Source organism: Selenomonas oralis, from assembly GCF_051603425.1.
Lineage (GTDB): Bacteria > Bacillota > Negativicutes > Selenomonadales > Selenomonadaceae > Selenomonas > Selenomonas sputigena_A.
Genome location: NZ_CP194411.1, coordinates 2,513,832 through 2,526,549, shown reverse-complemented (window position 1 = coordinate 2,526,549; position 12,718 = coordinate 2,513,832). Strand labels below are relative to the sequence as shown.

Here is a 12,718-nt window from a genome sequence, read left to right as displayed (position 1 = left end):
TGAAGGGTGGTTCGACCATGGAATATAAGAAGCTTATTGGATGGGTATTGGCAGGGGTGTTGGCCGGAACATCCTTGGGCGGCACGGCCGTGGTGCATGGGGCTGCCGGCGGCGTGAAGGCGGCGTCCGGGACGCAGCGGAATGCGAATGACACGAACAGGGCGCGAAAAGTGCGTACGACGGCAGAGGACGCTTCAACGGCGACAGACCGAAAAGCCGGGGATGAAGCAGAAAGCATGAAGGGTACGAAAGGAACGAAGGAGGCGGCGGCACCTTCCCGCGCCGTGGCGGCAGAAAAACCGCCAAAGAGTGGAGCCGCATCGAGCAAGGCACTGCAGGAGGCTGAGAAAGCCGCTATGGGCAAGGGGGCAGGCACTTCCGCAAAAATTGAGGCGGAGGAGAGCACGGCAAAGCAGCCTGGCGGCAGTACCGGGGCGAAACCCTCGACGCGCCGCTCCGGAAAGACCGACGCGGAAACGGCGCAGAAGGGAAAAAAGCCGGATACGGATGCGGCTTCCGGAAATACAGGGTCGTCGGATACAGCGGTTATACGCATCAAGAAAGATGGCACATTGGTTGTGGATCGGCCTGCAGGGCAGGCTGAGGAAACTCCCGTGTCCGGCAGGCTGACGATTCGCGCGGGCAAGGGCGGTGCATCTGTGTCCGAACATGTGGTGCGGAAGGGCGGCAGTGCTTCCAAGGCGTCGGATGCTGGCGAAGAGGGGGCAAATCTCGACGCTGCGGCGGATTCTGAAGCGGCGAAAAGTTCCGCTGCAAGCGAAAAAGAGGAGGCGTCCTCTCCGACGGCGGTGATGCAGGCCGAGAGGCCGGTGGCCGGAGACGAGGGGTTCACGCCGTTCGGCTTGACTGTACAGGGAGCGGAACAGGCGGAGCCGACTGCCGGAAACATGGCCGTTTCAGCGCGGACGGCGGCGCGTGTCGGGGAGCTTATGCAGAAGTTCAAGCTTCTGGGCGATGCGCAGGGTGGTGCTTACAGCTGGGTCTATACTTCACCGAATTGGACAGGGGAAGAGGCGAGCCGTCCGACTGTGGGCAGCAGCTACTTCTTGCTCTCGGGATCGGGTGCGTTGCGTTTCCAGAAACTCGACTGCGATGAGCTTTGGTACTTCCATGAGGGCTGCGGGCTGAAGCTCACGGTGCTTTTGCCGGATGGGAAGCTGCGGGAGTTCAGGCTGGGCGTTGGGGCGGAAGATATGCCGATGGTGCTGATTCCCAAGGGACAGATCTTTGCAGCGGAAAATATCGATCCCATGGGCTATAGTTTCATCAGCTGCATGACGACGCCGGCGCTCCAGGCAGATGGCATACGCATCATGGGGCGTGAGGAGCTGCTGAAAAAGTATCCGCAGGCCAAGGAGGCCATCGGGAAGTATTCGGACGCCTCGCGCGATGCGGCGGCGCCTGACGAGAAGGAGGTTCCGCAAGCCGGAAATGAGGCGGCAGCACGGACAGGAGGCGGTGGAAATGGCTGATATGGTACGCGAAAGAACATTGGAAGAAATTCGCTCGGACTGTCACGGCAAGGTCAAGACGTATGCGATTGCGGGGGCAGCCAATGCGATCAATCCCATTCCTGGACTTGATATCGGGGTCGACGCAGGGATCTGCCTGAAAATGATGGCGGACGTGCGGCAGCGTTTTGGTCTTTCTCAGGAGGCAGAGGAACGTCTGCGGCATTATGATATCTTTGTGCCGTTCGTGAAGAAGGTCTTTGATTTTGCGACGAAGGAAGGCGTGATTCTGATCCTGAAGAGTTTCGGCAAGCGCTACCTCGGCAAGGGAGCCGCGAAGTATGTGCCTTTCATCGGCCAGGGGATTGCGGCTGCCGCCGGCTACAGCATGATGCGCTGGTTTGCAAAGAAATATATCGAGGATTGCTATCAGCTTGCGCGTTTGATGCGGGACAATGCGATAACGATTACGGTGGAGGCAGAGCAGCAATGAGAGGAGCCGCGCTCGAACGGGAGGGGAATCCGCGGCGTTCGGCGGGCAATTCTTTTCATTGAAAAAGAAGGCAAAACATGATAACCTTTATGTTTAGCCAATGGATTGCAGGAGCAAGAGGATCGATTTCGTGGAAAAGGTAATCGTAAAGGTCACGGGCGAGCAGACGGATGCGGCAGGCGAGGTCAGCCGCATAGGAATGACAACTGTGGGAAAGCATTATTTTCGCAGCGGCAGGCATTACATCATCTATGATGATACGACACTGGCCGAGGGCGTCTCGGTTCGGACGATGCTCAAGGTCGCGCCGGGGGCGCTGATTTTGACGCGGCGCGGCGCCGTGGAGCAGGAGCAGCGCTTCATTCCGGGGCAGGAGAGCCGCAGCCGTTATAGAACGCCTTTCGGGGAACTTGAGCTCTGCGTGGCGACGAAGCGGCTTGACATCGTCTATGACGCTGTTTTCGGGCAGATCGATGTGGTTTATGCCATGCACATCAATGGTGCCTGGCATAGCGCGAATGAGCTGCACATCGAGGTTATGCCGGACGCATCGGAAGGCCGGGAATGCAGCTGAATTGGGCGTCGTGCTGAGGAAAGCTGGAATGGGTCGCCGCTGTTTTCCGTGATACGGACGGGCGAAGAGATTAGGAGGATTTTTTTGGACATCAAGGAACAACTGGCACAGGCCATTCGTACGGCGGCGGAGGAAGCGGCTGCCGACGGCGTGTTTCCGGCAGGAGAATTTGCCGATATTCTGCTGGAAGTGCCGCCGGAGAAAAAGTTTGGTGACTTTGCGACGAATTTCGCGATGCAGTCGGCGCGCGTCTTTCGCATGAATCCGCGCAAGATTGCCGAGGAGCTTACGGCACGGATTCGCGGCGAGTGGCTGGAACGTGCGGAGATCGCAGGCCCCGGCTTCATTAACTTCTATCTCAGGGAGAATGTGCTTCACGATATGCTCCGGGCGATTTACAGGCAGGGTGCGGACTACGGCAACCTGCCGCCCAAGGATGTGCCGCGCATCATGGTGGAGTACGTGAGCGCGAATCCTACGGGGCTCCTGCATGTCGGACATGGACGCGGGGCGGCGACGGGAAGCGCCCTGGTCAATCTGCTGCGTGCAGCGGGTTATCCCGTTCGCAGCGAGTATTATATCAACGATGCGGGGCATCAGATCGATAATCTTGCCGCTTCGGTCAATGCGCGTTATTTGGAACTGCTGGGAAAGGATTCGGTTTTTCCCGAGGACGGCTATCATGGCGCGGATATCGTGGACACGGCGAAACGCATCATCGAAGAGGATGGGGACAGATACCTTTCGATGAATGAAGCGGAAAGGCTGGCGGCTTTCAAAGAAATAGCCCTGAAAGAAAAGCTCGGGCATTTGCGCGAAGATCTCGAGGCTTTCAATGTGACCTTCGATGAATGGTTTAGTGAGCGCACGCTGCACCCAGAGGCCGTGCTCGCGGCCTGTGATGAGCTCAAGGAAAAGGGAGCTCTCTACGAGAAGGACGGCGCGCTTTGGCTGCGCTCGACGGACTATGGCGACGACAAGGATCGCGTTGTGATACGAGACAATGGCGTGCCGACATATCTGGCCGCCGATATTGCTTACCACCGCAATAAGTTCGAGCGCGGCTTCGGGCGGCTCATCAATATCTGGGGCGCGGACCATCACGGCTATGTCTGTCGTGTCAAGGCTTCGCTGGAGGCGCTTGGCTATGCGCCGGATGATCTCGAGGTGCTTCTGCTGCAAATGGTCAGTCTCTATCGCGGCGGTGAGCTAGTGAAGATGTCGAAGCGCACGGGCGAGAGCGTGACTTTGGAGGAGCTTATCGAAGAGGTCGGCACGGATGCGGCGCGATACTTCTTCCTCATGCGCTCCTTGGACAGCCAGCTTGATTTCGACCTGGATCTGGCGAAGTCACATTCCAATGAGAATCCGGTCTATTATATTCAGTATGCGCATGCGCGAATATCGAGCATCTTCCGTCAAGCGGAAGAGGCAGGCCTTGCGGCGGGGGACGAGCCGGATTTTTCTCTTCTCACAGAAGCGACGGAGACAGCCCTCATCAAGAAGATCGAGGAGTATCCGGAAGAAATCGAGCGTGCTGCAAAAAATCGTGCGCCGCATAGTATCGCGCGTTTTGTCTACGATATTGCCGGGCTTTTTCACAGTTTTTACAACCAGTGCCGCATCGTGGGCGTAGAGCCTGCTTTGTCCGGGGCGCGTCTGGCGCTTGTCGCGGTGACGGGAAATGTCATTCGTCATGCGTTGGGGATTCTTGGGATTTCAGCGCCTGAGAAGATGTGAGCCATGGGCGGCGGCGTCTCCTGAAAGCGGGAAGCCGTCGGTTTCCTGCGGCATGACGGGAGGAGTTATGTCAAAGGATCAGCAACGGGAGGTTATTGTTTTGGAAAATATGGATTACTCGAAGCGCTCGGAAACGGATGTGGCATACGCCATCTTGGGCGAATCGGGCCAAGCGATGTACTACAAGGATCTCGTCATCGAGGTCATCAATAAGAAACGCAAGCCTGTGCAGTCGCTTTCCCATGCCATTGCGGAAGTCTACACCTTGATCAATATGGACAGTCGTTTCCACTATGAGGGCGATGGAAAATGGGGACTGGCGGAGTGGAAGCCGCCCGAGACAAAGCGTTCCCATGCCTCGCGTTCTTCTGCTTCTTCAGGCTCAAAGACTTCCCGTCGCCGTGAGAAGCTTCTCGAAGGCATTCAGGAAGAGTAAGCCGAGCGTCGCAGATCAGCCGGAAAAGAGCAGGAGGCAAAAATGGCAAAATATATTTTCGTTACGGGCGGCGTCGTTTCGTCCCTTGGCAAGGGCATCACGGCAGCTTCTTTGGGACGGCTTTTGAAAAACCGCGGCATCAAGGTGACGATCCAGAAGTTCGATCCCTATATCAATATCGATCCCGGTACGATGAGCCCGTACCAGCACGGCGAGGTTTTCGTCACGGACGATGGTGCGGAGACGGATCTCGATCTCGGTCACTACGAGAGGTTTATTGATATCAGCCTTACGAAAAATTCCAATATCACGGCAGGCAAGGTTTACGATACAGTGCTGACGAAAGAACGGCGCGGCGACTATCTTGGCAAGACGGTGCAAGTCATTCCGCATATCACGAACGAGATCAAACAGCGTGTTTATGACGTAGCGGCTGCTGACGGGGCGGATGTGGTCATCACGGAGATCGGCGGCACGGTCGGCGATATTGAGAGCTTGCCGTTTCTGGAAGCCATCCGCCAGGTGAAGAAGGATGTCGGACGTTACGATGCGCTTTATATCCATGTGACGCTCGTACCCTATATTTCGGCTGCGGGCGAGCTCAAGACGAAGCCGACGCAGCATAGCGTGAAGGAGCTGCGCGGAATCGGCATCCAGCCTGATATCCTCGTTTGCCGCGCGGAAAAAGCGATTTCAAGCGAAATGAAGGAAAAGCTTGCACTCTTCTGCGATGTGGACAAGAGCGCCGTCATTGAGAACCTCACGGCTTCGACAATTTATGAAGTGCCTTTGATGATGGCGAAGGAAGGCCTCGACAAGATCGTGCTCGAAAAGCTCCACATGGACTACAGCCCGGCCAATATGGAAGAGTGGGAAAAAATGGTCTTTAAGATCAAACATCCTGCGAAGAAGGTCAAGATTGCCGTCGTCGGCAAGTATGTGGAACTGCCGGACGCCTATATGTCCGTTACAGAGGCACTGCATCATGCGGGTATCGCGAACGATACGGAGGTCAAAATCGCTTGGGTGAATTCGGAGGCGCTTGAATCGCCGGATGCAGATCTTGGCGAAATCTTTACCGGTGCGAAGGGCATTCTTGTGCCCGGCGGCTTCGGCGACCGCGGGGTTGAGGGCAAGATTCGCGCCGTACAGTATGCGCGGGAAAACGCCATTCCGTACCTCGGCCTTTGCCTCGGCATGCAGTGTGCCGTCATCGAATTTGCGCGCCATGTCTGCGGCATGACGGACGCCCATTCCACAGAATTCAACCATGAGACGAAGCACCCTGTCATCGACCTCATGCTTTCGCAGAAGGATGTCGAGGACAAGGGCGGTACGATGCGGCTCGGCGCATATCCGTGCAAGCTCCGGGAAGGGACGAACAGCCTGGTTGCCTATGGGACGGAGGAAATCAGCGAGCGCCATCGTCATCGGTATGAGTTCAACAACGATTTCCGTGCCGAGCTTGAACGCGCAGGCCTGAGAGTGGCCGGCACTCTGCCGGACGACAGTCTCGTTGAGATCGTCGAGGTCAAGGATCATCCATGGTTCGTTGCCTCGCAGTTCCATCCTGAGCTCAAGTCGCGTCCGAACTATCCTCATCCCCTTTTCCGCGATTTTGTGAAAGCTGCGCTCGACGTCAAATGAGGCGGCTGGTTGTGATGCTTTTGGCGGCGCTTCTTCTGGGCGCCGCTGCTTTTTCGGACGCAGGGGAGATCTTGGCGCAGGGAAGGGCACAGGCGCAAAAAGCCGGGGAAGGCAAGCGCATTGCGGAAAGCGGAATCGTCGAGGGGTTCTACGGCAGGCCGTGGACGGAGGAGGAACGGTGTTCCATGTTTCATTTTTTGGGCGAGAAAGGCATGAACCTCTATGTCTATGCGCCCAAGGATGATCCGTATCACCGCGAGAAATGGCGTGAGCCTTATCCGCCGGAAGAGCTGCTGGCACTGAAGCGTTTGGCAAAGGAGGCGGATGCAGCGGGGGTGCAGCTTGTCTTTGCCGTTTCACCGGGGCTTGACGCCCGCTTTTCCCGTTGGGCAGGCGAGGCGGACTATCGCGCTTTGCTCAGGAAGTTGGAGTCGGTGCATAATCTTGGCATCCATCGCTTTGCCGTATTCTTTGATGATATCGAGAAAAAGGATGGCAAGGCGCAGGCGCGCCTCCTCAATCGTTTGAACCGGGAGCTTTTGACGCGCGGCTTGGCAGATCAGCCGCTTCTGGCTGTACCGACGGAATATTTTCTGCGCGATATGGTGCAGGGAGATGCGCCAAAGGCCTATACGCGGGATATGGCAGCGGAACTCGATTCGGATATCGTCGTGCTTTTTACAGGCTCCGAGGTCGTGCCTGAAGGCGTGAGCGCAGAGGATCTGGCGAAGGCGGAGCGCCTTTACCATCGTTCGGTGGGGCTTTGGTGGAATTACCCCGTGACAGATTATCTGCCGGGAAAGCTCGCGCTTGGCCCTGTACAGGGTTTGGACAGCGCTGTGGCGGAGCGTGTCCCCGTATTTTTGCTCAATCCGATGGAAAAGCCGCGGCTCTCGCGCATCGCTTTGGCGACGGGGGCGGCTTGGCTGAAAGATCCGCTGGCTTACGATGCGGAAGAAGCGTGGCGCGATGCCATTCGCGAGCAATACGGCGGCCTCGCTTCGGATATGGAGCTTTTTGCGCTTCATTCACGGCGCATGGACAAGGACTGGGCACATATAGGAAGTCCCGACGCGCCTTTGCTGCAAAAAGAGATGGAGAATTTCTGGGAAAAGCTGGCCACAGGAGCCGATACGAAGGCGGAAGAGAAAGTGCTTGCCAGGGAATTTAAGCGCTTGGAACGTGCTGCGAAACACCTTGAGGAAAGATTGCCTCCGGAAGTGAAGGAGGAATGCTTGCCGCAGCTTCATCTCCTCGCTTCCTACGCTGAAGCCGGGGAGGCGGCGCTTTCCATGTTCGAGGCCAGGCGCAAAAACCAACTGGGGCGTGAGGCGGCTTATTACAGACGCCTGCTTGACGTCCCTGTGGAATGGCAGGATGAGAAAGCGCCGCGCTTGTCGGAGCAGGTGCTTGTCTCTTTCATTAAAAAAGCGCGGCAATGGCATGAGGGCTGGGGACAAGTTGATATGCAGAATGCAGTGCTTTCCAGCGGAAAAAACGACGGAGCGACGCTGGACGATATTGGCCGTGCCGCTGCGGCAGGCGCGAATTTTCGGCAGAGCGGCGGGCAGTGAGCTTTCTGCTTGTATGCCGCCTCGGGCTGGGAACAGGCAGATAATGAATTTTGAGGAAATGAGGATTTTGGCATGAAAAAGATTATTTTGACGGGGGATCGTCCGACGGGACGGCTGCACCTCGGGCATTATGTCGGCTCGCTCAAACGACGCGTCGAGCTGCAAAACTCGGGAGAGTATGATGAAATCTACATCATGATTGCCGATGCGCAGGCATTGACCGACAATATGGACAATCCCGAGAAGATACGTCAGAATATCATCGAGGTAGCGCTCGATTACATGTCCTGCGGCTTGGATCCCGCCAAGACCGTGATGTTCGTGCAGTCCGAGGTGCCGCAGCTCTTCGAGATGACGGCCTACTACATGAACCTCGTGACGGTATCACGGCTGCAGCGCAATCCGACCGTCAAGGCGGAGATCCAGATGCGCAACTTTGAGACGAGCATTCCCGTTGGCTTCTTCACCTATCCCGTAAGCCAGGCGGCGGATATCACGGCGTTCCAGGCGACGACGGTGCCGGTAGGAGAGGATCAGGAGCCGATGCTCGAGCAGACGCGTGAAATCGTGCGCAAGTTTAACGAAGTATACGGCGAGACGCTCGTTGAGCCTAAGAGCCTGCTGTCCTCGCAGAAAGCGGCGATGCGCCTGCCGGGCACGGACGGCAAGGCAAAAATGTCGAAATCCCTCGGCAACGGCATTTATATATCCGACCCGGCGGAAGAGGTAAAAAAGAAGGTCATGTCGATGTATACCGACCCGGACCATATCCGCGTCGAAGATCCCGGAAAGATCGAGGGCAATACGGTGTTTACCTATCTCGACGTATTTGCACGTCCCGAGCATTTCGACAGGTTTTTGCCCGATTACGAAAACCTCGCTGCATTGAAGGAGCATTACAGCCGCGGGGGCCTGGGCGATGTCAAGGTGAAGAAGTTCCTCATCGCTGTTTTGGAAGACGAGCTTGCGCCGATCCGCGCACGCCGTAAGACGCTTGAAAAAGATGTCCGCGCCGTTTATCGCGTGCTCGCGGAAGGCAGTGAAAAAGCGCGCGCAAAGGCTGCTGAGACCTTGCAGGCGATGAAGGCGGCGATGAAGATCAACTATTTCGAGGACGAGGAACTGATCGCCGGTCAGGTGAAGCGGTTCAGCGGCGAAGCGTAACCATAGATTGCGGGGACAGCAGAGATGCGCTGCCGCAGCAAAAAAGAATCTGTGCATAGAGGCGAAAGAGCCCGGTGCACAGATTCTTTAATTTGCTTCAGATGAAATTTTCGATGCGGCTCCTGCCTGTTCGGGAAACTTCGTTAATGCTGCGACAAAAGCGGAACCTGCGACGGGGAGTGCAGTGAGAAGCATAGCTAACGAGAGGCCGATCTGCTCGGCGAGTGTTGCTGTCAGGACGTTGCCGATGCTGCCGATGCCGAAGCAGAAGCCCATCATCATGCCCGACGCCATGGCTGCGTTATCCGGCATGAGCTTTTGCGCCCAGACGATGGAGCTTGGCTGAGGTGCAAGAAGACAGGCGCCGGCGAGAAAAAGCGCCGCGAGGGAAAGTGGCGCCGCTCCCGGATGGCAGTAGAAGTATGCTGTCGGAAAGATGCCGAGAAGAAGAGAATAGACGATGATCTTCTTGTGGCTGAAGCGATCGCCCAAATAGCCGCCGACGAGACCGCCGACGGCGCAGCCTGCGAGGAACAGGGTGAGGATGAGCCCTGAAACGAGCTGGGAGCAGCCGCTTTCGATGAGAAGGAGCGGCAGGAAGACGGAGGCGGAAAAATGCGCCCAGCCGCGCAGCCCCATGGCAAGATTGAGCCCGAGCACGGAACGGCTGCGCAAAACCGAAAGCAGCGGGGGCGATTGTCCGGGAGTTGCTTTTTGTATGGTGGAATAGCCTGTGAGCCCTTTCGCATAGAAGAGGAGTGAGAGCAAGAGGCTCGGCGTGATGAGCCAGGGCAGCTGCTCCATCGGCCATGTGCCGATGAAGGCGACGATAATCAGCGGGGCAAGGGCGAAGCCTACATTGCCTCCGGCGATATAGTATGACATCGAGCTGCCGAGCTTTTCGGGCGGTGAGACGCGCGTCACAAGCGCGGAGCCGAGAGGATGGAAAGCCGAGATGGAAAGCCCCGTCAGTGCGATGAGGCAGAAGAGTACGGGAGCGCTCCCGACATAGCCGATGCTGCAGATACAAAAAGAGCCGAAGGGGATGACGGGAAGAAGCAAACGATTCAAGTTGTGCTTGTCCATGAAGAAACCGAAGACAGGCTGCAGGAGATTGGAAGTGATGGAAAGCACCATGACCAGAAGCCCGCTCATCGTCAGGGAAAGCCCGAGCCTGGGCATGATGACAGGTAAGAGCACGGGCAGGAAATTGCAGTAAAAATCGTTGAAGAAATGGCCTGCACTGAGCAAGAATACAGGCAGGCGGCTGTTTGTACCCGACATGCGAAAGACTCCTTCCCATCCTTGTTTGATGAGGCGTGTGTTTTCCTATTGTAACATGGATGCATTTGTTTGTATATTTATCCCTTTAAGAAGAAAACATAAAAATGGAAAACCGCACGCCCTGCACGCCCGTTTTCGGCGGATCATGAGCCAGATCACAGGTGTGGATTGGCCTCGGGGGCTATTATGAGAATGGGGAGACACATTCGCATGCGGGAGATAGGTTCTAAAGTTGAGGAAAATGAATTATGAAATATATTGATGCAAATAACATAGAAAAAAATGAGTTATACCTTCATGATGTTTTGCTGAATGATATAAAAATACAGTATCTAAAAAAAGAAATATACTTTTCTTTAACGCTGCCAGCAGAGCTTCCCCAAAGAAAGCAAGAAGAGAAAGCTGTTTTGGTCATTAAGGAAATGTTGTATTTTAAGCTTTCTGCCAATGAACCATGGGGAATGGGGAGTTATATTTTTTCTGTTGAAGGAAAACCATATAAAAAAGGGTTTGTAAAAATAATCTTATTGTTGAACTCTGGTGATAAAATAATATTTTGTGGAAAAAATATATATATGTATACCGAAAAGGAACAAGAATTCAGTGATTTGCAGTGCTAATGCCCAAAAAAGGAACAACAGATTATGAAACCGAGAGGAAAAAGCATGGAAAAATGGAAAGAAGTCAATAGAGGTATGATTCCTGTCGGAAATTATCTTTTGCGTTTACAATGTGGAGATTCCGAGAAGTTTACCGTTTATTTGGAGAGCGATAAATATGGCATAATGTTGGAATTTGAAGAAGAGCTGTCTTTTCATTGTGTCGACGAAGGACAGTGGCTTTTTTTACCATACGATGATCAGCCTTTCGATTTTTTCCGAGAGAAAAAATTTGATAATGTATTTTATAGGATCTATGGTGGGAAATATCATACATTTGTCAAAAAATATATAGGGGAACGATTTAAGGATGAAGAGATGTTTCATTATATCCTCGTTACATGGAATTTCTTTTTTGAGATTATTGCTCTAAGAGAAAGACCGACAAGATAACGAAGAGGAAGAGCGCCTAACAAAAGAAGGAATCCTCTCGCCCGATGAAATTGCCGATATTATCAACAAGAAGAATACCGATTATGTCACCTTCGACGGACTGCAACAAATTCGTTTAGGCAGGATTTTTGTTACCCCTGTACATGTGCAATCTCCAGTGCTCGATTTTTTCGAAAGTGTAGGTATATCTCTTGATAACAATGTGGCTTTCGGTTTGCGCAGAAGTATATTCCAAATGATAGCAGGGCGTCCTCCCCATGATCCACATACTTTATTTAGTCAAAGTGGCAAGATTTTCACTGATGAAGTTTCTATGGGTCTTGGTCTTGCTATTTCTTTTTGGGGCGGAGGAATAACCCTTGGAAGTATTCCAGTAGCAGATACAGGGATAGGTATTGCGATAACGCCGGAAATAGTTTCTACTGGACTTACGGTTATGGGGTATGGCGGCATAGTGCTCTATCGAGCCACTAATAATTTAGGACAGGATATAAAAGCTTTTCAATCACCGAAAAAAACGTAAGTGCGCCAGGAAAAAATCGATTATCTAATAAAGAGAATGTTCTAAAGCATATATTCTCTAAAGAGGAAGGGCATTTAACGGATACACCACAAAATAGGGAAAAATTGACTAATATTGCCAATAAGAAAGAAAATTTACTAGGAAAAGATCAATATGGCAATGAGTGGTATGCAGAAATCAATGAAGAAGGAAAACAGTATTGGGTAGAATCAAGAAATGGAGAAATATGGGATGGGGGACTAAATGAAACACCAAAAATTTGGGACGAAAAGGTTGGATTAAAAAGGAAATTCAGATGAATTTTAAGTAGTGAAGTCTCATGAAATGGAGATGTTCGTATGTATTGGATAAAAAAAGAGCTATATGAGGCAATGGTTATGTTTTTGGACTCATATTATTGGAAAAACCCGAGTGATGGATTGGGTATATTGCTTGGAATTATAAACTTGGATATGATGAAAGATGGAAATCCAATTGATCCAGTTGTTGTAAAAGAATGGAATACTATTGTTGAAAATAATAAAAATGCAGTAGAAAATGTCGGTGATGGATTTGAAATGATGATTTGTTTTTTGGAATACTATGCAAATGAAGTAGGATTTGAATTACAGGAGGTAATAAGTGATTTGAAAAAACAACGGAAGATGTATGAACGTATATATATGGATCAAGTACAATCATTAAAGCAAAACAAAAAACATGTTCTTAAAATAATCGAAGTTACAATTACTCAATAGTTGTCCACGAGAAAGAGGAAAC

At 53.0% G+C, this 12,718-nt stretch carries 14 protein-coding genes; 13 read left to right on the top strand and 1 reads right to left on the bottom strand.

Translation table 11 applies throughout. The features are described from left to right. Positions 1–17 precede the first annotated feature (17 nt). The 8 genes from ACRTGH_RS11950 (at position 18) to trpS (ending at position 9,100) form a co-directional block, all read left to right on the top strand. Positions 18–1,493 carry a cupin domain-containing protein gene (locus tag ACRTGH_RS11950; RefSeq protein ID WP_368845826.1) on the top strand — a complete coding sequence of 492 codons (1,476 nt, stop codon included), beginning with the start codon at positions 18–20 and terminating at the stop codon, positions 1,491–1,493. Continuing rightward, entirely contained in the window at positions 1,486–1,965 is a 480-nt protein-coding gene (locus ACRTGH_RS11945; protein ID WP_368845827.1) for a hypothetical protein, read from the top strand. Before ACRTGH_RS11950 ends, ACRTGH_RS11945 begins: the two co-directional genes overlap by 8 nt. A gap of 130 nt (positions 1,966–2,095) precedes the next feature. Next, positions 2,096–2,539 carry a YwiB family protein gene (locus ACRTGH_RS11940; RefSeq protein WP_368845828.1) on the top strand — a complete coding sequence of 148 codons (444 nt, stop codon included), beginning with the start codon at positions 2,096–2,098 and terminating at the stop codon, positions 2,537–2,539. An 84-nt stretch (positions 2,540–2,623) separates the two neighbouring features. Then, positions 2,624–4,279 carry an arginine--tRNA ligase gene (argS, locus tag ACRTGH_RS11935; protein ID WP_368845829.1) on the top strand — a complete coding sequence of 552 codons (1,656 nt, stop codon included), beginning with the start codon at positions 2,624–2,626 and terminating at the stop codon, positions 4,277–4,279. A gap of 109 nt (positions 4,280–4,388) precedes the next feature. Then, positions 4,389–4,715 (top strand): DNA-directed RNA polymerase subunit delta, encoded by a 327-nt coding sequence (rpoE, locus tag ACRTGH_RS11930; protein WP_368846211.1) that lies wholly within the window; start codon positions 4,389–4,391, stop codon positions 4,713–4,715. A gap of 42 nt (positions 4,716–4,757) precedes the next feature. Continuing rightward, positions 4,758–6,362, top strand: a complete 1,605-nt coding sequence (gene pyrG, locus ACRTGH_RS11925; RefSeq protein ID WP_368845830.1) for a CTP synthase — start codon at positions 4,758–4,760, stop codon at positions 6,360–6,362. A 14-nt stretch (positions 6,363–6,376) separates the two neighbouring features. Next, positions 6,377–7,936: a protein O-GlcNAcase gene (locus tag ACRTGH_RS11920; protein ID WP_368846212.1), complete on the top strand. Its 1,560-nt coding sequence runs from the start codon at positions 6,377–6,379 to the stop codon at positions 7,934–7,936. Between the two features lie 72 nt (positions 7,937–8,008). Then, entirely contained in the window at positions 8,009–9,100 is a 1,092-nt protein-coding gene (gene trpS / locus ACRTGH_RS11915; protein WP_368845831.1) for a tryptophan--tRNA ligase, read from the top strand. Between the two features lie 87 nt (positions 9,101–9,187). Here trpS and ACRTGH_RS11910 read toward each other — a convergent pair whose 3' ends face one another. After that, complete coding sequence (locus ACRTGH_RS11910) at positions 9,188–10,384, bottom strand: MFS transporter (RefSeq protein ID WP_368845832.1); 1,197 nt, start codon at positions 10,382–10,384, stop codon at positions 9,188–9,190. Between the two features lie 248 nt (positions 10,385–10,632). Here ACRTGH_RS11910 and ACRTGH_RS11905 point away from each other — a divergent pair, with 248 nt between their 5' ends. The 5 genes from ACRTGH_RS11905 to ACRTGH_RS11885 all read left to right on the top strand — a co-directional run bounded on the left by ACRTGH_RS11905 (position 10,633) and on the right by ACRTGH_RS11885 (position 12,696). Then, the gene (locus ACRTGH_RS11905) at positions 10,633–11,004 is read left to right on the top strand and encodes a hypothetical protein (protein WP_368845833.1); all 372 of its coding nucleotides are present in this window, start codon (positions 10,633–10,635) and stop codon (positions 11,002–11,004) included. 45 nt (positions 11,005–11,049) lie between these two features. Then, the gene (locus ACRTGH_RS11900; protein WP_368845834.1) at positions 11,050–11,436 is read left to right on the top strand and encodes a hypothetical protein; all 387 of its coding nucleotides are present in this window, start codon (positions 11,050–11,052) and stop codon (positions 11,434–11,436) included. 235 nt (positions 11,437–11,671) lie between these two features. Continuing rightward, positions 11,672–11,959 (top strand): hypothetical protein, encoded by a 288-nt coding sequence (locus ACRTGH_RS11895; RefSeq protein ID WP_368845835.1) that lies wholly within the window; start codon positions 11,672–11,674, stop codon positions 11,957–11,959. 104 nt (positions 11,960–12,063) lie between these two features. After that, positions 12,064–12,258 carry a hypothetical protein gene (locus ACRTGH_RS11890; protein WP_368845836.1) on the top strand — a complete coding sequence of 65 codons (195 nt, stop codon included), beginning with the start codon at positions 12,064–12,066 and terminating at the stop codon, positions 12,256–12,258. A 39-nt stretch (positions 12,259–12,297) separates the two neighbouring features. Beyond that, complete coding sequence (locus tag ACRTGH_RS11885) at positions 12,298–12,696, top strand: hypothetical protein (protein WP_368845837.1); 399 nt, start codon at positions 12,298–12,300, stop codon at positions 12,694–12,696. The last annotated feature ends 22 nt before the right edge of the window (positions 12,697–12,718 follow it).